This window comes from Flavitalea antarctica (assembly GCF_054461535.1).
In genome coordinates, this window is record NZ_JBTLQG010000016.1 from 1 (window position 1) to 25,615 (window position 25,615).

General features: G+C 45.2%; 16 protein-coding genes. 11 read left to right on the forward strand and 5 right to left on the reverse strand.

Features of this window, described 5'->3' with window-relative positions:
• A partial coding sequence (locus ACX0G7_RS15190) for an MG2 domain-containing protein (RefSeq protein WP_458924349.1) occupies positions 1 to 2,117 on the reverse strand: 2,117 nt, incomplete at its 3' end.
• Positions 2,118 to 2,352: 235 nt separating this feature from the next.
• On the opposite strand from ACX0G7_RS15190, the gene pbpC reads away from it, so the two are divergent.
• Positions 2,353 to 4,668: a penicillin-binding protein 1C gene (gene pbpC / locus ACX0G7_RS15195; protein WP_458924350.1), complete on the forward strand. Its 2,316-nt coding sequence runs from the start codon at positions 2,353 to 2,355 to the stop codon at positions 4,666 to 4,668.
• Positions 4,669 to 4,719: 51 nt separating this feature from the next.
• On the forward strand, positions 4,720 to 6,018 hold the full coding sequence (locus ACX0G7_RS15200; protein ID WP_458924351.1) for an aminotransferase class V-fold PLP-dependent enzyme: 1,299 nt from the start codon (positions 4,720 to 4,722) through the stop codon (positions 6,016 to 6,018).
• 116 nt (positions 6,019 to 6,134) lie between these two features.
• Here ACX0G7_RS15200 and ACX0G7_RS15205 read toward each other — a convergent pair whose 3' ends face one another.
• Positions 6,135 to 6,857, reverse strand: coding sequence for a head GIN domain-containing protein (locus ACX0G7_RS15205; protein ID WP_458924352.1), 723 nt, complete (start codon positions 6,855 to 6,857; stop codon positions 6,135 to 6,137).
• Between the two features lie 173 nt (positions 6,858 to 7,030).
• Between ACX0G7_RS15205 and guaA the strand changes: the two genes are divergently transcribed.
• The 8 genes from guaA to ACX0G7_RS15245 all read left to right on the forward strand — a co-directional run bounded on the left by guaA (position 7,031) and on the right by ACX0G7_RS15245 (position 18,621).
• Entirely contained in the window at positions 7,031 to 8,560 is a 1,530-nt protein-coding gene (guaA, locus tag ACX0G7_RS15210; protein WP_458924353.1) for a glutamine-hydrolyzing GMP synthase, read from the forward strand.
• Between the two features lie 44 nt (positions 8,561 to 8,604).
• Entirely contained in the window at positions 8,605 to 9,789 is a 1,185-nt protein-coding gene (locus tag ACX0G7_RS15215) for an ABC transporter substrate-binding protein (protein WP_458924354.1), read from the forward strand.
• Between the two features lie 71 nt (positions 9,790 to 9,860).
• Positions 9,861 to 11,039: a ligase-associated DNA damage response exonuclease gene (locus tag ACX0G7_RS15220; protein ID WP_458924355.1), complete on the forward strand. Its 1,179-nt coding sequence runs from the start codon at positions 9,861 to 9,863 to the stop codon at positions 11,037 to 11,039.
• A 2-nt stretch (positions 11,040 to 11,041) separates the two neighbouring features.
• Positions 11,042 to 12,637 (forward strand): ATP-dependent DNA ligase, encoded by a 1,596-nt coding sequence (locus ACX0G7_RS15225; protein ID WP_458924356.1) that lies wholly within the window; start codon positions 11,042 to 11,044, stop codon positions 12,635 to 12,637.
• Positions 12,638 to 12,951: 314 nt separating this feature from the next.
• Entirely contained in the window at positions 12,952 to 14,331 is a 1,380-nt protein-coding gene (locus tag ACX0G7_RS15230; RefSeq protein WP_458924357.1) for a c-type cytochrome, read from the forward strand.
• An 87-nt stretch (positions 14,332 to 14,418) separates the two neighbouring features.
• The gene (locus ACX0G7_RS15235) at positions 14,419 to 16,962 is read left to right on the forward strand and encodes a ligase-associated DNA damage response DEXH box helicase (RefSeq protein ID WP_458924358.1); all 2,544 of its coding nucleotides are present in this window, start codon (positions 14,419 to 14,421) and stop codon (positions 16,960 to 16,962) included.
• A gap of 54 nt (positions 16,963 to 17,016) precedes the next feature.
• The gene (gene pdeM / locus ACX0G7_RS15240; RefSeq protein ID WP_458924359.1) at positions 17,017 to 17,682 is read left to right on the forward strand and encodes a ligase-associated DNA damage response endonuclease PdeM; all 666 of its coding nucleotides are present in this window, start codon (positions 17,017 to 17,019) and stop codon (positions 17,680 to 17,682) included.
• A gap of 12 nt (positions 17,683 to 17,694) precedes the next feature.
• On the forward strand, positions 17,695 to 18,621 hold the full coding sequence (locus ACX0G7_RS15245; RefSeq protein ID WP_458924360.1) for a histone deacetylase family protein: 927 nt from the start codon (positions 17,695 to 17,697) through the stop codon (positions 18,619 to 18,621).
• A 78-nt stretch (positions 18,622 to 18,699) separates the two neighbouring features.
• Here the strand turns inward: ACX0G7_RS15245 and ACX0G7_RS15250 are convergent, their stop codons facing one another.
• Positions 18,700 to 19,449, reverse strand: coding sequence for an XRE family transcriptional regulator (locus ACX0G7_RS15250; RefSeq protein WP_458924361.1), 750 nt, complete (start codon positions 19,447 to 19,449; stop codon positions 18,700 to 18,702).
• A gap of 302 nt (positions 19,450 to 19,751) precedes the next feature.
• Between ACX0G7_RS15250 and secA the strand changes: the two genes are divergently transcribed.
• Positions 19,752 to 23,075, forward strand: a complete 3,324-nt coding sequence (secA, locus tag ACX0G7_RS15255; RefSeq protein ID WP_458924362.1) for a preprotein translocase subunit SecA — start codon at positions 19,752 to 19,754, stop codon at positions 23,073 to 23,075.
• 65 nt (positions 23,076 to 23,140) lie between these two features.
• Here secA and ACX0G7_RS15260 read toward each other — a convergent pair whose 3' ends face one another.
• Both ACX0G7_RS15260 and ACX0G7_RS15265 read right to left on the reverse strand, forming a co-directional pair.
• On the reverse strand, positions 23,141 to 24,562 hold the full coding sequence (locus ACX0G7_RS15260) for a hypothetical protein (protein ID WP_458924363.1): 1,422 nt from the start codon (positions 24,560 to 24,562) through the stop codon (positions 23,141 to 23,143).
• Positions 24,563 to 24,637: 75 nt separating this feature from the next.
• A complete protein-coding gene (locus ACX0G7_RS15265) occupies positions 24,638 to 25,414 on the reverse strand; it encodes a 3-keto-disaccharide hydrolase (protein WP_458924364.1) in 777 nt (258 codons plus the stop codon).
• Positions 25,415 to 25,615: the final 201 nt, after the last annotated feature.

Genomic DNA, 25,615 nt, shown 5'->3' on the forward strand with positions numbered 1-25,615 from the left:
TCATAATTCCTGTTCGCGGCAGCCGGCCCAAAAAAGTTGACTGCATTTATGGAGAGAACCACAGGCTCTGCAGGAGCAAGTGTAGCCTTATCCAGTTTGGTAGTAACTTTGATTCTGTCAGGCACAAATTCTTCGACGCTAAAAGCTTTGCTTGCCAGCAGCACCTCAGTAGAACTATAAACCTCCAGCGAATAAGTTCCGGTGATCGCAGAAACTGACAGATCCACATCCCCGGCTAAAGATCCCTGTTCATTTAACGTTTTCCGGAAAGTTTTTAATTCCTTGCCGTTTGGCAATAAAAACTTAAGGATCACGGGCAGTTCACCCGGGATTTTCCAGTTTGCGTCACGGGTGATCACCGAAAAGTTTACCCTTTCTCCCGGCCTGTATATATCTCTTTCCGCATAGATAAATGCATCAAGACCTGTCTGGTTCAGCGTTTTGCCGCCAGTTTCGAATCTTGATGTATTGACCCTGGTATTTGAAAACGGCAGGTAGTTAAAATCGGCTTCTGTTTTGGCAACTAACATTGCTGGTTTGAAACCGGCAAACTCTTTCCTGGTATATGCAATTTCGGCAACGCCATCTTCTTTGGTTGAACCAACGCCAAGCACCTGGTTATTGTTTCCATAAACCACTACATTCACACCAGGCATGGCCATGGCTGTCTGGAGGCTGTTTGCGAATACATATAACTTGTCTTTTCCCTCTTTGGCCATCAGACCTATATCTGACTTTGCAATAAAGCGGCTGTCGCTTAACCAATAATCCTTGTCCGACCTGACCTTTATATGGTATATACCTTTAAAATCAGCAAGGCGGTCCTCCACATTAAACTTCAGCAATCGCGAGTTGCCGTACTTTGGTAAAGAACGCGTATCAATTTCTTTTTCATAAACAATGTCGCCAAGGTCCGGGCTGTTACTTTCATATTCATCCTCATACCCTTCACTGTCACGCCTGTCGTCCTTTGGATAATAACCATAACGTTGAGCCACCAGTAGATTCGACTCATAGATCTTGGAGATCACCACTTTGATTTTTGGCACGTTCACGATCCGCATTTCAATTTGCTGGTTGCCTGCACCTGAAAGATAAACTGCCTTACCGTTTACAAAACTTATGGACGGTTCAAGTTCACCAAAAGAGATGTTGTTTGTGTATGGTTCCCGCAGCACACCCCCGATACGGCCGCGCAAGCCTTCCTGCACATCAAGCACGTAGGTTTTTTCAACATCGAATTGTTCACTTCGTATTAAAAACCCATCATCGGTTAACTCCGTACTGAATTTCACTGCAGGTGTGATTTTCAACAATGAAGAAAGCCGGTCCGCAATAACCTGTTGGTTGGTTTTCACATAGATCTCTCCCCCGTTTCCACTGTGTTCTGCGGTAACTTCGTTGACGGTAAGATTAAAAGGCGAAGGTATCAGCAATTCAGATTTGAGCTCGCTTTCGGTTGCCTTGTTTCCACCCTGGGGCACAATGCCCTTTTGCAAAACCACTATGGCGTTGATATCCTTTTCCTGCAACTGCAGACCTTTGAGCCGGATAGAGATTTTGCTATCAGCAGATAAGGTGTTAACCTGGTAAGCAACATCTTTGTCATCAATCCGGATAGCCAGCTTGTTTTTAAGAGTGGCAGGATCAACGGGATAATTAAAATACAAATCAGCCTGTGGTAATGCTGAGTTCGAACTTTCATCGGTGACCACCCAGGTAATATTTGTATTGTCAAGTTTTAATAGCGGTGTAGTAAAAAGGATCTTATCAGATTTTCCAATCTTATCAAAAGCTGAATACTGCAGTATGTCGCTTTTTAATGTTGCCTTGAAATCTGTGGCCGGGGGCAACGGCTTCGATGGTGAGAAGACCAGCTGATCGGGCGTTTCCCACCTGAACCTGCCGGGTATTGCCGGGGTGAATGATATGTATTCTGTGGAATCCCATTTGTTGAGGAGGGAATCTTTTACAAGCGCCTTATCAAACCTGAAGATGAGGTTGCCAAGTGTTGGAACTTCGTCTTTGGCATTAGTGTAGTCCAGGTTAACGATGTTGCGGTTGCAGGAAATAAAAGCCAAAATAAGAATCAAAGAAAACAATGATCTTGGGCGCATAGGTAAGGGTTGATGTTGGGGTATTGCGATGACTGGTTTATTTTTTCAGGAAGATATTTTGTAAAGCGACGGTGAACCAAGGCTTCGACGGGCAAACTTCTTAAAGCGTTGTATACATTAAATAATTATGTTCGTTATTTCGTTTAAAAGTAGAAAATCGTTCTTATATCGCATAACGGAAAAACTCAGACCGGCAGTTTACTGAGCCGATGGCATCATTTACTATGCAATTGAAATGAATAACAAACGCTACCAGCTGAAGAAGTGGCTTTTCCGCGGATTGATCTTCGTGGTAATCCTGGGTTTTGCGTTTGTTACCCTTAACCTGGTCTTTCCATTACCTGATAAGTTGGAATATTCCACGGCTGTTTATGATGACAAAGGTGAGCTCATACATGCTTACCTGACACCTGATCAGAAATGGCGTTTGAAAACTTCCCTGGAAGAAATTTCGCCGCTCCTCAAGAAAACCATACTTCATAAGGAGGACCGGTTTTTTTACAGTCATCCGGGGGTAAACCCAGCGGCAATATTCCGCGCATTCTCAAAAAACATTTTGCGTGGCAAAAGAACTTCCGGTGCTTCAACAATCACCATGCAGGTCGCCCGTGCACTCGAACCAAAACGGCGCACCTACCTGAATAAATTTGTGGAAATTTTCCGGGCCTTTCAGCTTGAACTGAAATATTCAAAATCAGAGATTTTCCAGCTTTATCTGAACCTGGTTCCTTATGGAGGAAATATTGAAGGGGTAAAATCTGCAGCTATTCTCTATTTTAAAAAGAATCCTGACCACTTGTCGCTCGCGGAAATCACGGCTCTGTCGATAATTCCAAACCGCCCCTCATCACTGGTAATCGGCAAAAATAATGATCGTATAGTCGGGGAAAGAAACAAATGGCTGAACTGGTTCCGGAAAGAAAACATCTTTACTGCTAAAGAAATATCCGATGCATTGCAGGAGCCGCTAACCGCTTCAAGAACCAAGGTTCCCAAACTATTACCTCATCTCTCACAAAAACTAAGGGCATCGGGTGGTATCGATATCCGAACGAATATTTCAATGAATATGCAGTCCAATATTGAAAAAATAGTGGCTGACTATTCCAGGACCTTTCGTTTGCAGCAAATCCGGAATGCTGCGGTGATAGTGATAGACAACAGGACACATAAAATCGTTTCCTACCTCGGCTCTGCTGACTTTTCCGACAGTATTGATGCCGGCCAGGTAAATGGGGCTGCAGCCGTCCGCCAGCCGGGAAGTACCCTAAAACCATTGGTGTATGCAATGAGTATCGATGAGGGCATCCTTACACCCAAGACGATCATCAGTGATGTGGCGATCAATTATGCAGGTTATGCACCCGAAAATTATGACCGGCAGTTCAATGGACAGGTTGCCATGGATTTTGCACTCGAACATTCGTTGAATATTCCTGCTGTAAAAACCCTGGGAAGGCTGGGCAAGGACCGATTAATAGACAAACTTGCGATCTGTGGTTTTGAACAGGTAAAAAAAGACCAGCGCAAACTGGGATTGTCAATGATCCTGGGTGGGTGCGGTGCAACACTCGAAGAGCTGACAGGTCTTTACAGTGCCTTTGCAAATGATGGAAACTTTGTTAAACCTGCCATCCTCGCAAACACCAGGCTGCCCGGACCGCGGCGGATCTGCAGTCCTGCTGCAAGCTTTATGATCAACGAAATTCTTTCAAAAGTTAACCGGCCTGATTTTCCGCTCAACTGGCGCAGCACGGAGCATATGCCAAAGATCGCGTGGAAAACAGGTACAAGTTATGGCCGACGTGATGCCTGGAGCATCGGGTACAATAAAAACTTTACAGTGGGTGTCTGGCTTGGAAATTTCTCCGGGTTGGGCGTTGCATCCCTGAGTGGTACAAACACAGCTACCCCACTTCTTTTCAGGATCTTTAATACCATCGATTATGATAGTGACCAGGAATGGTTCAGGCAGCCGGAAGACTGTTTGAACAGGCTGGTATGTTCTGAAACAGGTTTGCCACCGGCAGAATTTTGTACCGATATCATTAACGACTATTACCTGCCACTTACTTCATCAACAAAAACGTGTGACCATCTTAGTGAGGTGTCCGTATCGGCGGATGAGAAGCTATCTTATTGTAATACCTGCCTGCCTCAGAGCGGCTATAAAAAGAAAATGTATAACAATTACTCTCCCGATATGCTGGCCTGGTTCAGCGAAAGGAACACACCATATAACCGCATTCCTCCACACAACCCCCTATGTGAAAAAGTTTTCCTGGAAAATGGTCCGGCAATTGTTTCACCGAAAAACGGCGCTGAATACCTTATCAGTAAAAAATTTCCTGAGCCAATTCAACTGAGTTGCAGCGCCGGGGCAGACGTGACAAAGGTCCACTGGTATATCGATAATAAATTTTTCAAGACCGCAGAAGCAGGTACCAGCCAGTTTTTTATGCCGGAAGAAGGCCCGGTTAAAATATCATGTACAGATGATAAAGGCAGGAACCGGGACGTAAAGATCCTTGTGAGATACCTCCGGGAGTGATGAATTGAGAGTTATGAGTGATGAGTCAACAAAATTTGATAACTTTCTTTCATGACGAACTCCAGGAGAAATTTTTTCTATAAGGCCGGCTTAATGGCAGGGGCCTTTTCTACGCATAGCCTGTTTAACCAGATACATGCTGCGGACATGGAGAGAGCCGGTAGCAGGATTTCAAACCTTGACCCATTCCAGGCCGCAGGTGATGAAGACTACTGGAGTGTGATACAACAGTCATTTACTGTAAATCCGAATATCATAAACTTCAATAACGGGGGCGTAAGTCCATCACCGAAAGTGGTGCAGGATGCGGTGGAGCGTTATAATAAATTTTCCAACGAAGCTCCTTCTTATTTTATGTGGCGGATCCTTGACCAGGGCCGGGAACCATTAAGAGAAAAGCTGGCTCAACTTGCGGGTTGTGACCCGGAAGAGATAGCGATCAACCGCAATGCAACGGAAGCTTTGAATACGGTTATCTATGGAATGGATCTGAATAATGGAGATGAAGTTATTGGCACAAAGCAGGATTATCCAAACATGATACAAGCATGGAAACAGAGAGCCTTGCGCGAAGGAATACAATATACACAGTTGAATTTTGATTTTCCAATAGAAGATGATGATACAATAGTAAAAGCCTTTGAAAATGCCATCACATCAAAAACAAAACTCGTTCATATCACCCATGTCGTAAACTGGGTCGGGCAGATCATGCCGGTGAAAAAAATTGCGCGTATGGCGCATAGTAAAGGTGTTGAGGTACTGGTTGACGGTGCCCATAGTTTTGGCTTGCTGGATTTTAAAATACCGGACCTTGATTGTGATTATTTCGGGACCAGTCTTCACAAATTCCTCAGTGCGCCTATAGGTTCAGGCATGTTATGGATAAAAAAAGATAAGATTGAAAAGATCTGGCCGCTCTTATGTAATGATAAACCCAGGAGCAATGATATCAGGAAATTCGAAACATTGGGCACACGTAGTTTTCCAATCGAACAAGGCATTGGTGAAGCAATCAATTTTCACAATGGCATCGGGGCCAGAAGAAAAGAAGAGCGGATCAGGTATCTTAAAAATTACTGGGCCTCAAGAGCCAAAGAAATTCCAGGGGTAAAAATTCATACCTCGTTAAAACCGCAGTACTCCTGTGCCATTTGCGGTGTGTCCGTTGATGGGATGACAACAACTGAACTTGACAATGCACTTTTCGGCAAGTATAAAATTCACTGTACAAATATTGTTTGGGAAAACATCAAAGCCGTGAGGATCACACCGCATGTGTATACATCCATCCAGGACGTTCAAAAGCTGGTAAAGGCGCTGGAAGAAATTGCTTCCAAAAAGGCTTAAAACGGGCAAAGCCGGTTTTCCGCATATAAAAACCGGCTTTGCAATATTTCGATATGTGTTGTCGTCCTATGTGTTGTCGTCCGTTATCAGCCCTGATCAGGTGCTCAGGATCAGATCTAATCAACTTTTCTTACACTTCCTGCCCCACTCACTTTTTGATTTACAGTGCCTGCGTTGCCTTTGTATTTTACGGTACCTGCCCCACTGACTTCTGCATCAACCTTCATACTGGCGTACACTTCTGCATCACCGGCACCCGAAATATCGATGGTGGTATTTTCAGACAACAGGTCGAAGCACCTGGCATGCCCCGCACCTGAAAGATCGCATGAAAAATCTCTCGTTTTCCCTTTCAGATTTACCGAACCACTGCCCGATATATCAGCACTGATCACCGGCACATCCACTTCCATTTTTATATCACCCGCACCGCTGACATGCAGGCTTAGTTTTTCGTCATTGCTAATCCTGGTGTCGCCGATTATATCGCAGGCTCCGGAAACATCAATAACAGAAAATTTCGGTGACGTAACATAGATCTTGAGATCTGAGGTGGGTCTCAGGTTGTAACCGCGGCGGGTTCTTACTTCGATCTTATTACCATTTTCCTTGATCTCGATATACTGTAGCAGATTTTCATCGCCTTCGATACGGACAGGCTTCAGATCACCCTGGCTGACATGGACATCAATTGAACCGTGTACTTCAACTTCGGTAAAGGAACCAACAGACCGTTCCTGGGACTTGATATTTCCATTACCCTCTACGCGTTTTCCGCCACCAAAACGGCAGGAAGTGAAAACGATGACAGGCAAAAGGAGTAAAAGGAGTTTTCTCATAAAATGTGTGTTTAACGATGCAAATATTATTAAATATTCCAGATAATACACATTTGACGCAGATAAGTAATAAAGGTTACGCTTTTTACACTTAACTAACATATTTAATTAGTAATACACAAACAGCCAGAGGTTACGCAAATCTAAATTTGATTTTTTACCTTCGCGCTACCATGACGGAAAAGATCATCATTCTCGATTTCGGTTCACAATACACTCAATTGATAGCCAGGGCCGTGCGGGAAGCGAACATTTACTGCGAAATCACCCCATTTCATAAGGAAATTAACTTTGATGCCGGTATCAAAGGCATCATCCTCTCAGGGTCCCCATTCTCGGTGAATGACCCTAACGCGCCATATGTGGATATAACAGCCATGACTGACCGCGTTCCGGTTCTTGGTGTGTGCTATGGGGCACAGCTGACCGCCAAACAGTTCGGTGGAAAAGTTGAAAAAAGCAATAAAAGAGAATACGGCAGGGCATTTTTACATGCTACCACACACGACAAACTCTTCAAAGATATCAGCCCGACCAGCCAGGTCTGGATGAGCCATGCCGATACCATCCTCGAACTTCCCACGGGATTTGAATTACTTGCCACCACTGAAAGTATTCCTGTTGCGGCATTTCGTAAAACCGATGGAGCCGTATTGTATGGCGTTCAGTTTCACCCGGAGGTCTATCATTCGATCGAAGGAAAGAAGATCATAAAAAATTTCCTGGTCGATATCTGTGAATGCAAACAGGATTGGACGCCCGAACATTTTATCACAGATACCGTTTCATCTCTCAAAAAACAGATCGGTAATCGCAAGGTGATCATGGCCCTGAGCGGGGGTGTCGATTCCACCGTGGCTGCAACGCTTATTCACCGGGCCATAGGAGACAACCTCTCAGGAATATTCGTCGACAACGGTGTCTTAAGAAAAGGTGAGTTTGAACAGGTGCTTAAGACCTACAATGAGATCGGCCTGAACGTTAAGGGAGTTGATGCCAAACAAATATTCTATGATGCGCTGGCCGGCAAAACGGATCCCGAATCAAAACGAAAAACGATAGGAGGTCTGTTCATCGATGTGTTCCAGGATGAGGCAAAACATATTGAAGGAATTGAACTGCTTGGCCAGGGCACAATATATCCGGACGTAATCGAAAGTGTTTCCGTTCACGGTCCTTCGGTTACTATCAAATCACATCACAATGTCGGCGGCCTGCCGGACATCATGCACCTGGAACTTGTTGAGCCTTTGCGTTATCTCTTTAAAGATGAGGTCAGGAAAGTGGGACGGGAACTTGGAATACCCGCCGACCTTCTGAACAGGCATCCATTCCCCGGACCCGGACTTGCTATCCGCATCCTCGGTGAGATCACACCGGAAAAAGTAGCATTATTACAGGAGGCAGATTACCGGTTTACACTGGCGCTGAAAGAACATAAACTCTACGATACAGTTTGGCAGGCCGGGGCGATCCTGTTACCCGTAAAAAGTGTGGGTGTGATGGGTGATGAACGTACCTACGAATTTACTATTGCTTTGAGAGCTGTGACATCGGTTGACGGTATGACTGCAGACTGGGCGCACCTGCCTTACGATTTCCTGGCCTTCATTTCCGGAGATATCATCAATAATGTTAAGGGAATTAACAGGGTGGTTTATGATATTAGTAGCAAGCCCCCTGCAACCATTGAATGGGAGTAACCGTTTTGTAGCAGGAAGAATAAGCTCATTAAACAAAGATGTCTATGCTAGGATCCTACCGGGTTGTTATTTCCTGCCTGCTTTGCTTATTTGTATTGAATGTATCGGGCCAGACCGATACGGCTGTTAAGCGTCACAAAATCTCGGTACTGGCTCCTCTATATCTTGATTCAGCGTTTGATGCAGCGGGCAATTACCGGTACGGTAAGGTTCTTCCAAAGTTTATCGCACCGGGACTTGAATTTTACCAGGGCGTTCAACTGGCCATCGACTCCATCCGTAAACAAGGTCTTGAACTTGATATAAATATTTTTGATACAAGGTCAGGCAAACCCGCGCTGCAAAAGATCATCGACCAACCGGAATTCGATGGAACAGAAATCATCATAGCCCATGTGAACATGGCAGATGCACAGTGGCTCGCACACCTGGCTAAGGATCGGAAAATTCCGTTTATCAATGTCAACTTCCCGAATGAGGCCGGAGTTTCGGATAATCCAAATTACATCTTACTCAACTCTACCTTGTTTACTCACTGTGAAGGTTTGTATAAGTTCATGCAAAAAAACTACGCATTGTCGCCAATTGTTGTATTTCGTAAGAAAGGCGCGCAGGAAGACAGGCTTAATTTTTACCTGAAAGAAATTGAGAAAACCACCGCTTCAGTTCCACTCAAGCTGAAATACGTAACACTGAACGATGGATTTACACCGGATGAAGTTGCTGCTCATCTTAATCCTGCAAAAACAACTATAGCATTGTCTGCCAGTCTGGATGTGAATTTCGGAACCAGGCTCGCCACCCAGTTAAGTGAACTGAATACGGGCAGCCATGCAAATATCCTCGTAGGCATGCCAAACTGGGATGCCGTAAATTTTTCTGGCTCATTGTACAAAGGGCTCGAGATTATATATTCCACTCCTTTTTATATAGCGCCGTCGGATAGCACGGCGGCGAACTTAAACCGCAAATACAGCAAAGACTACTATGTACGTCCCGGCGAAATGGTTTTCCGCGGTTTTGAAACAACCTACCAGTTTTCACACATGTTAGTGGATACGCTTGAAGCGCCGATCCAACAGAAACTGGTGACTGATAAATACAAGGTATTCTACGACTTCAACATTCAGCCTGTGATCAATAAGCAAACGGGCAAGACTGATTATTACGAAAACAAGAAGTTATTTTTCGTAAAAAAGATAGACGGCCAGATCAAGGCGGTTTACTGATTTCCCGCTTTCAGGCCGGATATCTTCAAAGGAATAATAATTGCAGTCTCAAAGCATAAGCTTGCAACCTGATGGGACTCATAGAATTTACAAACAAGGGATTGTACTGCCCACCGGGTGATTTCTATATTGATCCATGGGCGCCGGTGGAACGTGCCGTCATCACTCATGCACATAGCGATCATGCAAGATGGGGTTCCTCATCTTATCTCTGCCATACTGATTGCAAACCCTTGCTGTATCTACGTTTGGGCGATGTGAACGTGCAAAGTATGGAGTGGGAAGATACCACCTATCTGAACGGTGTCAGAGTCTCTCTTCACCCGGCCGGTCACATGATAGGATCATCCCAGGTCAGAGTTGAATACCAGGGAGAAGTCTGGGTGGTGAGCGGTGATTACAAAACGGAGGATGATGGATTAAGTGGCAAGTTTGAGCCTGTGCGCTGCAACACCTTTATCACTGAATCAACCTTCGGCCTACCGATTTATCATTGGAAACCTCAACACGAAATATTTCAGAATATCCAGGATTGGATAAACGGCAACAGGGAAGCCGGCAAAACTTCCGTTCTGCTGGCTTACAGCCTTGGTAAAGCCCAGCGTTTGCTGCAGTGTATACCGGCCGTTTGTAATGATATATATGTGCATGGAGCCATCTGGAACGGCCATCTCGCCCTGCAACAGGCTGGCTGGGCACTTCCCGATGTAAAACGGGTAACTCCAGAAATCGCGAAAGAAAATTATACGGGAAAAGTGATCATTGCACCCCCAAGCGCCGACGGAACGCCCTGGATGAAAAGATTCCGGCCGCATGCAGTAGGGGTTTGCAGCGGATGGATGCAGGTCAGGGGAAACGTCAGGCGTCGCAATGCAGATGCCGGCTTTGCGCTTAGCGACCATGCCGACTGGAAAGGATTGCTTGAATCGATAAAGGCTACCGGTGCCGAAAAAGTATTCGTCACTCATGGATTCCAGTCTGTCCTTAGCCGTTATCTCAATGAATGTGGAATCGAATCAGCCGAAGTGAAAACTGAATATGGAAAAGAAGACGATGAGAACATACCGGCGAGCGATGAAGCTTCTGATGGTGATAATAAGGCCACTTCAGAAAGTACATCGAATGATAGTAATGATGTAATCAATGGCAGCGATGCTGTAATCATCGACAGCGATGACGTAATCTTTGATGAGGACCCAGACAGCGAAGATGATGCAACCACCTCTGATAATGAAACTAAAGATCAATAGTTATGCGATTATTTTCTGATCTGGTGGTTACACTCGGTTCGTCTACAAAAACGAATGAAAAGCTGGAAGCACTTTCAGATTATTTTGCCAAAGCACATCCACGCGATAAGGTATGGGTAATCGCGATCTTTAGCGGCAGGCGACCGAAGCGGGCTGTTAATTCCACCCAACTTTTTAACTGGTGCGCCGAAATCGTCGGCTTGCCGATCTGGTTAATGGAGGAGAGTTACCACACTGTAGGTGACCTCGGCGAAACGATTGCGCTCCTGCTGCCGGAGGCTGTAATCACTGAAGCCTCCCGCCCGCTGCATTACTATCTGGAACAACTTACATTGATTGATAAAGAGCCGGAAGCGGTTCGGAAAGAGTTTATACTTTCATCATGGAACAGTATGACCCAGGCCGAACGTTTTGTTTTCAATAAACTGATAACAGGCAGCTTCAGGATCGGTGTGTCGCAGAAAATGATGGTTAATGCTTTGTCCAAAACTGTTAATTTACCATCATCGGTAATAGCGCACCGGATCAGTGGTAACTGGAACCCGATGAATACTACGATAGAGGACCTGTTAAGTGAAAACGCACTGGCAGCCGATCATTCCAAGCCCTACCCTTTTTACCTTGCTTATGCACTTGAAGAAGATCCATCAGCATTGGGCGACCCCGCAGACTGGCAGGCAGAATGGAAGTGGGACGGTATACGGGGACAGATCATCAAACGTAATAATGAATTGTTTGTATGGAGCCGTGGTGAAGAGTTGATGACAGACAAATTCCCCGAGTATGATACGCTGCGCGAACTGATCCCTGAAGGAGTTGTACTCGATGGCGAAATCATCCCAAGCCTTGAAGGAAAGCCACTGCCTTTCGCGCTGCTGCAAACAAGGATTGGTCGGAAAAATCTCACCAAAAAACAATTGCTTGAAACCCCGATAACATTTTTTGTTTATGATCTGCTTGAATATGAAGGAAGGGATTTCCGTGAAGCAACTTTAATTGAAAGAAGAACCATACTTGAAAAAATTGTCAGCGCCGCAAAACACCCGGCATTGATACTTTCGGAGGTGATTGATTACAAGTCCTGGCAGGAGCTAACGGAAATGCGCACCCGATCCCGCGAGATGGGTAGTGAAGGCATCATGTTGAAACGCAAGATGTCCACTTACCAGGTTGGACGCAAAAGAGGCGATTGGTGGAAATGGAAAATTGATCCCCTTGTTATCGATTGTGTGATGATCTATGCGCAGAAAGGATCAGGACGGCGGAGTAATCTATATACTGACTACACCTTCGCTGTGAAAGATGGCGACAAACTTGTTGCATTTACCAAGGCATATTCGGGTCTGACTGATAAAGAGTTTAACCAGGTTGATGCTTTTGTTAAAACTCATTCCATAGAAAAATTCGGACCTGTCCGCACGGTAAAGCCGGAACTTGTTTTTGAAATCGCTTTTGAAGGAATAGCAGCCAGCAACAGGCACAAATCAGGTGTCGCCTTGCGTTTCCCAAGGATCTCCCGCTGGCGGAGGGATAAGAAGCCTGATGAGATAAATACTATCGAGGATCTTAAACAGATGCTTGAAGTTTATGGCAAATAGGCTTTCCCGGCAACTAGCTACGAATTATCGAACAAATAGTGCTCCCGGATTGTAAAAACTCAACTGATTTTCTTTAAAAAACAACTGGTATAGTCAAAATAATAACTGGTCCTGGTCAAAAAAGCTACTGGGCCCAGTGACACCTGGTACCAGGAAAACATTGACTGGTCACAGCCAAATAACAGCTGGTCCTGGTCAAAAGCACAAGTGGTCGTATTCAAAGTTACCACGAAGTTGTCCTAAACAATGCTGGAACGGGTCCAGTTGATTTTGTGGGCTCCGTGAATTAACTTCACAAACAGAACCTGGTGGTCATGAAAAAAATTGTGGTGCTCTCTGTCCTGGTGATTTGCAGTTTCGCATTTATCCGCGTTTCCGATCTGATTGATTTCGAACCTGTGCCTATTCCTCCAAGTCCCCAAAGACTCGGCGGTGATGCACAACAGGGCTATGAATATCTTACAACCGGTGATTATGTGAAAGGTGGCATTCCCTACAGTTTCTGGCTGATGGGAATGGGCAAGGTAAAGACCAATTACCTCAATCGCACTGGAAGGAATGAAAAGCTGGCGCACGATTACACCGCCATTGAATCAAAAGGAGAAATACTCGTAGCTCCTAACTGCATGCAATGCCATGCACAGGTTTTTGAAGATTCATTGATCATGGGTATGGGTAATACCTTTATCAATTTTGCCAGTGATGAAAAATTGAGCGAGAGAAATTTAAAGACCGCTGAAAATGTTTTAAAACTCAGTGCGCCAAAAAAATACGCTGCGGCCGCACCATTCATCGAAGTCGCAAAAACAATCGGGCCTCATTTGATTACAGCTGTGCAGGGAGTTAATCCAGCCGACAGGTTAGCTGCGGTACTGGCTGCGCATCGTGATCCGGTGACTTTCAAATGGAGCAAGGAGGCTTTGATCAAAATTCCCGAGCAGGTGATCCCCACGGACGTCCCGGCCTGGTGGCTGTTGAAAAAGAAGAACGCTATGTTTTACAACGGCTTTGGACGCGGTGATTTCGGACGTTTCCTGATGGGATCCAACCTGATGACGGTTAATGATACTGCCGAGTCAAGAGAAGTAGATGCTCATATGCCTGACGTGCTTGCCTATCTCTACTCGCTTGAACCACCAGATTATAAAAAACCGATAGACGAATCACTGGCGAAAAAAGGGAAAGAAGTTTTTCTTGTCAGTTGTGCAAAATGCCATGGCACTTATGGTGATTCCGTAACGTATCCTAACCTGCTGATCCCGCAGGCAGCGATCCAGACAGATTCAATGCTCAATGCCAGCAACTATAGCTCTCCCCAGTTTATTGATTGGTTCAACAGGAGTTGGTTCACCACCGGCGATCACCCCGCGAGGCTTGAACCGTTTAACGGTTATATTGCTCCCCCGCTGGATGGCATCTGGGCCACTGCACCTTACCTGCATAATGGATCTGTACCCACGCTTGAAGCGCTGCTGAACAGTACAAAAAGGCCGACTTATTGGTCAAGGGACTTTGCCAACCCGAAATACGATTATTCAGCCCTGGGCTGGATGTTTAAAAAACATGATAAGCCTGGCGAAATTAACAGTTACAATACGGAAATCCCGGGCTATAGTAACTCGGGCCATTATTTTGGAGACAGGCTGAGTGCCGAAGAAAGAAAAGCCGTGCTTGAATACATGAAAACGCTGTAGGCAGGCATTTTGCATCTCCCTTAACACAACATTATTGGCCCCGTTTGTCAACTTTTGACGAAATTTGAATGAAAGAGGAATAGTTTTTTGCAGTTAAAACAATCAATAGGATATAAGGTTATCGACAGCTGGCTTCAGTCAAAAGGATTCAAGGCATTTACGTTCCAGGAAGAGTCGTGGCAGTTTATCCTGGAAGGCAGATCGGGGCTCGTAAATGCCCCAACAGGCTGTGGTAAAACGTTCTCTGTATTCCTTGGGTCGCTTATCGATTTCATCAATCATCATCCGGAGAATTATCAGAAAAAATCAAAAAATGGCCTGCAACTTTTGTGGGTTACCCCTTTGCGCGCACTCGCCAAGGATATTGGAAGGGCCATGGAAGAGGTTATCCTCGAACTGGGCATGAACTGGAAGGTGGGGATAAGAAACGGTGACACAACCATGAGTGACCGGCAGAAACAAAAAAGACAAATGCCGGAAGTGCTGATCATCACTCCCGAAAGTTTACACCTGCTGCTTGCGCTAAAGGATTACCCGCTTGTATTCAGTCAACTCAAAATTATTGCTGTTGACGAATGGCACGAGTTGCTGGGTTCCAAAAGAGGTGTACAGGTGGAACTGGCTTTATCAAGGATCGTAGGACTAAAAGCAAAAGAGAATATTGTTGATGATGATGGGATTCTTGTACTGCCCTCGGTAATCGGTATCAGTGCAACTATCGGTAATCTCGAAGAGGCCCGGCAGGTATTGATCTCACCGGTGCTGCATTACCTGGGAGGTTGCGGTGATCACGCTTTCATTGTGAAAGCAAACGTTTACAAGCCGATTGAAGTTGAATCCATCATACCGGACGAAATCGAAAAATATCCCTGGGCCGGCCACCTGGGTATCAGGCTGGCTGATAAAATCTTACCCATTCTCGAAAAGAGCACTACCACATTGATATTTATCAATACACGGGGCATGAGCGAAATCTGGTACCAGAAGCTGCTGAGCATCAACCCGGATCTTGCAGGTGTTATTGCATTGCACCATGGATCAATTGATATGGACCTGAGAACATGGGTAGAAGAAAATCTGCATACCGGTAAATTGAAAGCTGTTGTTTGTACTGCGAGTCTTGACCTTGGCGTTGATTTTCGGCCAGTCGAGACCGTTATACAGGTAGGATCACCGAAGGGTGTCGCAAGGTTTCTCCAACGCGCGGGACGAAGCGGTCATCAGCCCGGCCAGGTAAGCAAAATTTATTTTCTGCCAACACATTCCCTTGAACTGGTTGAAGCAGCGGCGCTGAAGGAAGCCATGAAATTGAATTTCATCGAAAGCCGTCAGCCCCAGTTATTATGTTTTGATGTGCTTTCACAATACCTGGGAACGCTTGCCATCTCCGATGGATTTCTTCCCGAAGAGATCTATCATGAAGTGAAAGCCACTTATTGTTACCGCGACATGCGCCCCGAAGAGTTCCAGGAGATTCTTCACTTCCTCACCGAAGGCGGCAATGCCCTGCAACAATATGATGAGTTTAAAAAAGTGGAAATCATTGATGGAAGGTACCGTATTACCAACAGGCGTGTTGCCATGCGGCATCGCATACATATTGGTACCATCGTAAGCGATGCAATGATAAAAGTAAAATTTTTAAGCGGCGGTTATGTTGGTGTGATCGAGGAATATTTTATTTCAAGATTGAACCCCGGAGATGTTTTCACGCTCGCCGGGAGGAATCTTGAATTTGTAGGGATCAAAGACAATACTGCAGTAGTAAAAAAATCAAACTCTAAAAAATCGATAGTTCCCAGTTGGAATGGCGGACGGATGCCACTTTCAGCGAACCTTGGCCTTATGCTAAGAAGAAAATTCAACGAAGCGGTAGGTAGCGTCATTCACAGCAATACGGGTTACCCGGGCGCCCACGATATCGAGCTCAGGGCTTTGCAACCATTGTTTGAATTGCAGGAACAACTTTCGCATATACCGCGGGAAAATGAATTACTGATCGAACACATTGAAACCAGAGATGGGTTTCACCTGTTTGTGTATCCTTTTGAAGGAAGATTGGTTCATGAGGCGATGGCTGCAATACTGGCTTACCGCATCAGCAGGATAACACCCATCACCTTTTCTTTTGCTATGAATGATTACGGATTTGAGTTGCTTAGCGATCAGCCGATACCGATAGATGACTCGAATGCATACGAACTGTTTTCACCCGATAATTTATTCGAAGATATCCAACGAAGTGTCAACTCATCTGAAATGGCGAGACGTAAGTTCAGGGATGTTGCTGTTATTGGCGGACTGATTTTCCAGGGCTACCCGGGTGAACATAAAAAAGCGAAACATCTCCAGAATTCGGCATCCCTGCTTTTCAATGTGTTTGCCGAATATGATAAAAACAATTTGTTGATGCGGCAGGCATTTAATGAAGTGATGGAACAGCAAATGGAAGAACAACGCCTCAGAAATATGCTTCAAAGGATCCAGGAATCAGACATTGTAATACAGGTCCCGAGCCGGCTCACGCCCTTCTGCTTCCCGCTGAAAGTGGATAGTATGAGAGAAAACATGTCTTCTGAAAAACTTGAGGACAGGGTCAAACGTATGCAGACCCAACTGGAGCGGGTATGATGCATCAATGAATATTCCCTAAAATTTTTAGCAAATACCTATATTTGCAGCTCTATGCAAGCGCCCCATTTACATGTAATTCAGGATCAGCATTTATGGCTTTCACACGAACGGGGAATTTATTGGGAATCTGAAAAGGCGTTAATTCTTTCTGACCTTCATTTTGGCAAGACAGGGCATTTCAGGAAATCAGGCATTCCGGTGCCGCAGCATGTTTACAAGCATGATCTGCAGCGCCTGGTGGCGATGATCCAGTTTTTTCAACCCCAAAAACTGATCGTTGTCGGAGATCTTTTTCATAGTCGTGAAAACAAGGAGCTGGAATTATTTCTCAAATGGCGCCAGGATTTTCCTTTCCTGACCATTGATCTCATCATGGGCAACCATGATATTCTTCACAAAAGCTGGTACCGGCAGGCAGCTATAAATATTTCACCGGAAGCGCTGAAGATCCGTGATTTTCATTTCAGGCACGATCTGACTTTATGCGACCCGGGGGATCCGGAACCGTGCTACGTTTTTTCCGGTCATATTCATCCTGGTATTTCGGTTAGAGGTTTGGGTAAACAATCTCTGCGTTTCCCTTGTTTTTATTTTACGGAAAAATATTGTGTACTGCCTGCATTCAGTCGTTTTACCGGGACCTTCCTGATTGAACCTGCTGCCGGAGAAGATGTTTTTGCTATCGTTGATAACCGCCTCATGCACATGAATAACTAAGCAGTTCTGAAGATGGTGAACAAGGCTTCCCGCAAATTACATATTGCCTATGACCCTATTTATGCTCATCCATTGCCTGAAGGTCACCGGTTCCCAATGCTTAAGTATGAATTGATCCCGGGACAATTGCTTCATGAAGGCACCATAGACGACAGTAGTGTTTTTGCGCCCTCTGTTTGCGAAAGCGAGATCATACTTTACACGCATACTGCTGAGTATCTTTCGAAGCTGAAAGATCAAACCTTGTCTTCCCGGGAGCAAAGACAGATTGGCTTTCCTCAGTCCCCGGCACTTACTCAAAGAGAACTTATTATCACCAGGGGAACAATCGACTGTTGCCATCATGCAATGGAAAATGGTGTGGCAATGAATGTTGCAGGCGGTACACATCATGCATTTGCAGATCGTGGTGAAGGGTTCTGCCTGTTGAACGATTTTGCCGTTGCTGCCAATTACCTGTTGAAGAAAAACATGGCAAAACAAATCCTGATCATTGATCTGGATGTTCACCAGGGCAATGGCACGGCTAAATTATTTGAAAATAACCCTGCTGTGTTTACGCTGAGCATGCATGGCCGTCATAATTATCCTTTCCATAAAGAACGAAGTGATTGGGACATTCCCCTGGAAGATGGAACAACAGATGAAACCTATCTCGGGTTACTAGATGATGCTCTGGCCGAATTGCCACGGAGATTCAATCCTGATTTTGTGTTTTATCTTTCGGGCGTAGATATTTTGGCGAGCGATAAATTCGGTAAGCTAAAAGTGACTATCGAAGGCTGCAAAACCCGGGACGCAATGGTGTTCAGCTGGGTTCGTAAGCGTAATCTTCCCTGTACAGTGGCGATGGGCGGCGGTTACAGCCCTGACGTGAAAACGATCACCGAAGCACACTGCAATACCTTTCGGACGGCCAAATCAATTTTTGACCTCTAAAAACTTTTCCTCACTCACCACTTTTAACTCATAACTCACTCATAATTCATAACTCTTCACTCATCACTGTCTTCACGTTTAGTTCATCTTTTTCTTCAACTGGCTGACCTGGTCCTGCAGATTATTAACTATCCCTGCAAGCTGGTTTACATCCCACCGTTGTTGCTGATTTGCTTTGCTCATCACCAGCGTGGCTTTCCAGATCTCGATGATGTTTTCAGCATCAACATTGTATGGTTGATAAGCGGGATTGTCACTTATTAAAGTCAGTTTGTTTTTCGTGCGGTTACTTTTCATCACCCTTTTATAGACTATCCCTTCATTTCTCGAAATGATGATATAGGTATTGCTTGCCCGCACATCATCAAAGTTATCGACCTTCTCGCCAACAATTACTGACCCGCTGGGCGTAGGAAGCATAGAATCACCTACAATTTCAAAAGCGCGGTAACTTCCCGGAGCAAGCATCGGAAGCGTAAATGTGTTTAGTTCATCAATAAATTCCGGGTCAGCAAAACCTGCGAGGTAACCTGCTGCCGCTTTCATCGGAACAAAAGTGATCTCGGAATTGCCGGAGACAAGTTTCTGGGCACGCCTTTTAGACAGGTAGGTGCCTTTTGTATCACCAAGATCTTTCAACAGCAGCTCATCAAGACTAAGTTTGAAAGATTCGCTGACAAGCTCCAGCACTTCAAGCCGGGGCTCTGCCCTCTCCTCTTCGTATGCTCCTAGCAGGGAACGCTTAATTTTAAGCTTATTAGCGAATTCTTCCTGGGTCATGCCCCTAAGTTTTCGAAGATACTTCAGGTTTTTGCCGGCAACTGACATAGACTAATAATTTTAGGCAAAATACTAACTTTTTTATCAATCCAATCATACTGCCCCAATTTTTTATATATTATTTTAAAACTCAGTCTGTTCGGCTCGTCGCTGGTGACAAAAATCAACGGTAAAGCCGGTCCCTTCGCCTCTTAATAAACCTGTAATATGTAGTCTAAACCAGCAACTTATTATTACCTTTGCTACCCTGTCAAATTGACTCGTTTTATCAGGGTAGCATTCTTTTTGACTAGATAAAACACTGGGTTTTCAGTGGGCTTTAAGTTCAATCATTCAATACACGATAATATATGTTAGGTTTCATTTCGAAAATGTTCGGGGGAAGTAAATCGGAAAAAGATATAAAAAATATCGAACCGGTTGTCGGGGAGATCAACAAGCACTTCGCATCATACCAGTCACTGAGCAATGACCAGCTCAGGGCAAAAACCGTAGAATTTAAGGAAAGGATTAAATCTCATCTTAAACAAATTGACGATGAAATCGCATCTCTTACAAAACAGGCAGAAGAACTGCCGTTTTCGGAGATTGCCAATAAAGACACTTTTTATCAGCAGGTTGACGTGCTGAAAAAAGACCGGGATAAAAAAGTTGAAGAAATTCTGAAGGAAATTCATCCCGAGGCCTTTGCCGTGGTGAAAGAAACTGCAAACCGTTTCAAGACTAATACCGAACTCGTATCCACTGCCACGGACCTCGATCGTGAGCTAAGTGTGAAGAAAGACTATATCAAAATCGAGGATAATAAATCTGTTTTCAGAAATAGCTGGAACGCAGGTGGTAACCTGATCACCTGGAACATGGTGCATTATGATGTGCAGTTGATCGGTGGATCAGTGCTGCACCAGGGAAAGATTGCGGAAATGGCAACCGGTGAAGGTAAAACGCTGGTATCTACGCTTCCGGCTTATCTCAATGCACTTGCAGGTGAAGGCGTTCATATTGTAACCGTGAACGATTATCTCGCAAAACGTGACTCTGAGTGGAACGGACCAATCTTCGAATTTCTGGGACTTACCGTTGATTGCATTGACCGCCATCAACCCAACAGCAATGAAAGAAGAAAGGCATACCAGGCAGATATAACCTATGGTACCAATAACGAATTTGGTTTTGATTACCTGCGTGATAACATGGTGCATACTCCTGATGAAATGGTTCAACGCAAACACCATTTCGCAATGGTGGATGAGGTTGATAGTGTATTGATCGATGATGCGCGTACTCCGCTGATCATATCAGGACCTGTTCCCAAAGGCGATGAGCAACAATACCATGTCCTGAAATCAAGGGTTCAGCAATTGTTTGAAATGCAGCGGCAGGTCGTAAACAGGAACCTGATCGAAGCAAGGAAGCTGTTCACCGAAGGACAGGACGATGCAAAAACCGGCGGACTCGCACTGATGCGCGCATTCCGAGGTTTACCAAAAAACAGTGCATTGATCAAGTTCCTCAGCGAGCCGGGTGTAAAAGTAAAATTGCAGAAATCAGAAAATTATTACCTGGCTGATCAGCAACGTGAAATGCCAAAAGTAGATGCTGAACTTTTCTTTCATATCGATGAGAAAAACAATTCTGTTGATCTGACAGATAAAGGCCTGCAGGCGATTACAAAATCAGGTGAAGATCCGGATTTCTTTATCATGCCCGATATTGGTGTTCAGCTGGCTGAAATTGAAAAACAACCCGGCACTCCTGAAGAAAAACTTCCATTGAAGGAAGCGGTGCTGAATGAATATTCAGTAAAGGCTGAACGTATACATACCGTACAACAATTGCTTAAAGCATACACGCTTTTCGATAAGGATGTTGAATATGTGGTGATGGACGGACAGGTCAAAATTGTAGATGAACAAACCGGACGTATACTTGATGGCCGTCGTTATAGCGATGGTCTTCACCAGGCAATCGAGGCAAAGGAAAATGTAAAGATCGAAGCGGCTACCCAGACCTATGCAACTATCACCTTACAGAATTATTTCAGGATGTATCACAAGCTTGCCGGTATGACCGGTACAGCCGTAACCGAAGCAGGTGAGTTCTGGGATATTTATAAACTTGATGTAGTTACCGTTCCGACAAATGTAAAGGCAATCCGTATCGATAGTGAGGATCTTGTTTACAAGACCAAACGTGAAAAGTATAAATATGTAATTGAAGAGATTGAGAAGTTGCGTAATGCCGGCAGGCCCGTGCTTGTAGGTACAACTTCGGTTGAGGTAAGTGAGTTGCTGAGTAAAATGCTGCAGGGAAATAAGATCCCGCATAATGTGTTAAACGCAAAACAACACGCGCGTGAAGCCCAGGTAGTAGCCGAAGCTGGACTCGCCGGTGCTATAACCATTGCTACAAACATGGCTGGTCGTGGTACGGATATCAAGCTCGGGCCCGGTGTTAAAGAAGCGGGAGGACTTGCCATTATCGGTACCGAAAGACATGAAAGCCGCCGGGTGGACAGGCAGCTGCGTGGTCGTGCCGGACGCCAGGGTGATCCGGGTACCACACAATTTTACGTATCATTGGAAGATGAGTTGATGCGTTTGTTTGGTAGCGACAGGATTGCATCTATAATGGACCGTTTCGGATACAAGGAAGGTGAAGTGATCCAGCATAGCATGGTTACCAAAAGTATTGAGCGCGCACAACGTAAGGTTGAGGAGAATAACTTCGGCATACGTAAACGTTTGCTCGAGTACGATGATGTGATGAACAAGCAACGGAACGTGATCTATAAAAAAAGAAATCACGCCTTGTTTGGTGAACGCCTTGCATTGGATCTCGATAATGCGTTTTATGTTGTTGCTGAGGGACTGGTTAGTTCGTTCCAGGAACAAAGCGATTATGAAGGTTTTAAGCTTTCAGCAATCGTAAACTTTGGTATAGATAGTGCCATCACTCAACAGGAGTTTGAAAAAACCAATGCGCGGGAACTGGCAGACAAGTTATATTTTGAAGCGATTGCACACTATCAGCTGAAGATGAAAAATCTTCATTCGCAGGCTGTGCCGGTATTCAAAAACATCCGCCAGACACAGGGTCCCAATATTGAAAATGTCGTGGTACCATTTACAGATGGTAAAAAGGTTATCCAGGTGCTGGCAAATCTCAACAAAACCCTTGACACTGAGGGCCGCGAACTCGTTAATTCGCTTGAGCGCCAGATCACGCTTGCTATAATAGATGACACCTGGAAAGAACATCTACGTGCAATGGATGATCTTAAACAAAGTGTACAGACCGCTTATCTTGAACAAAAAGATCCGCTCGTTATCTACAAGATCACCGCCTTTGATCTGTTCAAGAGAATGGACGCCGAGGTAAATCGTGAAATTGTAAGTTTCCTTTGCCATAGTGGTATTCCTATCGAACAGCAGGAGAATCCGTCACAAATAAGGGAGGCGCGTGAACAGAAGACCGATATGAGCCGCCTGCATGCGAATAAGGAAGAGGTGGAAGTTCGTGGTGAAGATTATGGCGCGAACGAAAATGACTATTTCGATCCTTCAACGCCTGCTGTAAAACAGGAACCCGTGAAGGTCGGTCCAAAGATCGGCCGGAACGATCCTTGTCCTTGCGGCAGTGGCAAGAAATACAAAAATTGTCATGGAGCTTAAGAGCTCCCTAAGATGATCTAAAGTGATGCTCAAAATGATCCCGTTGAATTTGATTTGGCGCTGTTCTATTTTTTGAGTTCGAGCACCACTTTTGCGTTTCGTTCTTCGGTGGAGGAGATGAATACCTCGTAGCGTTTGGCGCCGGCGGTCACGATCATCAGGGATGTATTTGGCGGGATCGAGCCCAGGTTTTCGGCGACCATGACGAGTTCATGGTGAGGGTTTGCCGGGTCCATTGCGATACGAAGGGTCACCGGTTTTTGTGACAACCTGGCTTTTGAAACTACAAGTTGATTGTTATGATAGATAGTAACGGTGTCGCCGTCTATCTCTCCATTATCGTACAGGTCAACCCTGATCTCCCCTGGTTCCATCTCAATCTGTTTGAACAACGTGTTTGCCCTCCTTGCTATCGCCGGTGGCGGAGGTGGCATCTTTGGTGGTCGTTGAGTAACAACGGGGACCGTAGGTTTCGGGAGATCGTTCGGCAGCTTCGTGACGACCGTATCAGCTGGTGCTTTTTTGGGAGCAGCAGCTGTTTTTGTTTCAGCCGGCTTTTCGGTCGCTGGTTTCGGTGTAGCTGGTTTAGTGGTTACCGGCTTAGTCGCGGGTGGTTTAGTTGTCGCAGACGTGGTTGCAGGAGCTTTGGCAACTGGTTTCGCAACTTCTTTTGCAGGCGGAGTAACTGCTTTGGTTTCCGGTTTTACGACAGGCTCTTTTTTTGTTGTTGCAGCTTCCTTATTGGGGGTTGTTTTGGTTACCGGCGTTTCGGCTTTTTTAACCGGTGCAGGAGTCGTCTTCTTTGGTGGGGCAGTCGTTTTCGCAACAGGCTTCGTTGGCGGAGGAATGATGATACATTCCCGGAAAGTGATATCATCCACGGCAAAATCGTTCCCGCAGCCTCCCGGTATATTATCAATCATCGTTAACACCAGGCGGGATTCGGACGGAGGCGTCGTGAAGGTCATCGTATATTGGGTCCACTGGGGTGACAGCCGGCGGACCAGCTCCCCGGTTTCCAGCTGGGCAACTACCTTACCGCTTGTGGTCTGTAACCTGATGGTAATATCCGGCAACAGCGGGAAAGGACATTTGTCGCTCAGTTTGCAAACATTGGTCATCCAGACTCCAAATTCATAGAGTGTTCCGCCTCTTAGTCCCTCGATCATCGTGGTGAGAAAATATCCATTCCGGTACGACGCATTTACCAGCAGCATGTTCCCTGCAACGTCACCCGGGGTATGATCCTCCGTAGTTATCCAGTCGCCCCGAAAACAGTCACTCGTATAGGAAGTGTAGCTGTAATGTCCATCAGAAGGACAGGATGTAGATACGCGCTGATAAGCTGCAGTACCTCCCGGGTTAAGATCCTCCACATCACCGGTGCCGAAATTAATATTGACGACCGGCGCTTTAAACGTACAGTTCAGCGTTTGTGCAGTCGCCGTCAATGCGGGAAGCAATAGTAAAAAAAGCAGGGTTCTCAACACTCTTTCCTTTATTACTAAATTTACTGAAATTTCAGATTGGTTCCGCGCCTTAAGTTTAAACGGTTATTCTTGTCAGGGCTTTGGTAAAACCTTGATTTCAATCCTGCGAAAGTCCACCGGCTGCCCCTCGCTCTGCAAAGCAATAAAACCCTCTTTCAACAGCTTTCCGTCAATTTTTATCTTTGGATCATAACGGTTGGCAACACCTCCGCCAATTTGTGGCTTCGTATACTGCAGCACCGTATCTCCATTGATGATATGGGTCACCAGTGAATCGCCAAGTACGATTAATTCGGCAGTTACCCACTGGTCTCCATCATAAGTTTTTGATCTGGAGTTGATGCAATGCCTCGGATCCATCTTGCCCTCATAGATGACCTCTGTACCCGGTGAGCACATATTACCCGTAGAGCGAGGCTTACCGTCGCCCAGTCCACCAAGAAACTGCAGCTCCACAGAAATCGGCCAATCCTGCTCCTTTGGCATGGTACGCGGATCCTGGGAATGAAACATCACACCACTATTTCTTAGCGTGTAGGATGGGGCACCACGTTGGAGCTCGCCAACAAAACGATATTGTAAACGCAGGTGGTAATAAGAAAACGGCTGATTGTAATACAGGTGCCCAAACTGATCATTGAATTCACCATATTGATCATAACGCACCTGTATAGAGCTATCAGCAACTCTGAATGTGTTTCCGAAGTTCACGCCTGTTTCATGATGATGTATTTTGACAGTCCAGTCTTTTGTATCAACCCCGTTGAAAAGGCTTACCCACTTGCCCACCGGGAATTTTTGCTGCGCATTTAACCGCGCAGAAAACATTATTAATAAGAGTAAGGTCATCTGAACTACCTGACTATTTCGAAAACAGGATAATGTGTGCTTCAAAGGATTGAAAGACTGTAAAATCTGACGTGTAAACTCCGGTACAGAACAATATCTCTTCAATGAAAATGCGCTCATAATGGGTCAATCTTTGGCTGAATGTAAAAACATTTTTCCGACATTCAGCATTTTCTCTCTGACATAGCACCACCGGAAGCC

What these genes read in the sequence shown, in the direction of transcription:
- pbpC (WP_458924350.1), top strand. Translation starts at nt 2,353, where the DNA reads ATGAATAACAAACGCTACCAGCTGAAGAAGTGGCTTTTCCGCGGATTG.
- ACX0G7_RS15200 (WP_458924351.1), top strand. Translation starts at nt 4,720, where the DNA reads ATGACGAACTCCAGGAGAAATTTTTTCTATAAGGCCGGCTTAATGGCA.
- ACX0G7_RS15205 (WP_458924352.1), bottom strand. Translation starts at nt 6,857, where the DNA reads ATGAGAAAACTCCTTTTACTCCTTTTGCCTGTCATCGTTTTCACTTCC.
- guaA (WP_458924353.1), top strand. Translation starts at nt 7,031, where the DNA reads ATGACGGAAAAGATCATCATTCTCGATTTCGGTTCACAATACACTCAA.
- ACX0G7_RS15215 (WP_458924354.1), top strand. Translation starts at nt 8,605, where the DNA reads ATGCTAGGATCCTACCGGGTTGTTATTTCCTGCCTGCTTTGCTTATTT.
- ACX0G7_RS15220 (WP_458924355.1), top strand. Translation starts at nt 9,861, where the DNA reads ATGGGACTCATAGAATTTACAAACAAGGGATTGTACTGCCCACCGGGT.
- ACX0G7_RS15225 (WP_458924356.1), top strand. Translation starts at nt 11,042, where the DNA reads ATGCGATTATTTTCTGATCTGGTGGTTACACTCGGTTCGTCTACAAAA.
- ACX0G7_RS15230 (WP_458924357.1), top strand. Translation starts at nt 12,952, where the DNA reads ATGAAAAAAATTGTGGTGCTCTCTGTCCTGGTGATTTGCAGTTTCGCA.
- pdeM (WP_458924359.1), top strand. Translation starts at nt 17,017, where the DNA reads ATGCAAGCGCCCCATTTACATGTAATTCAGGATCAGCATTTATGGCTT.
- ACX0G7_RS15245 (WP_458924360.1), top strand. Translation starts at nt 17,695, where the DNA reads ATGGTGAACAAGGCTTCCCGCAAATTACATATTGCCTATGACCCTATT.
- ACX0G7_RS15250 (WP_458924361.1), bottom strand. Translation starts at nt 19,449, where the DNA reads ATGTCAGTTGCCGGCAAAAACCTGAAGTATCTTCGAAAACTTAGGGGC.
- secA (WP_458924362.1), top strand. Translation starts at nt 19,752, where the DNA reads ATGTTAGGTTTCATTTCGAAAATGTTCGGGGGAAGTAAATCGGAAAAA.
- ACX0G7_RS15265 (WP_458924364.1), bottom strand. Translation starts at nt 25,414, where the DNA reads ATGACCTTACTCTTATTAATAATGTTTTCTGCGCGGTTAAATGCGCAG.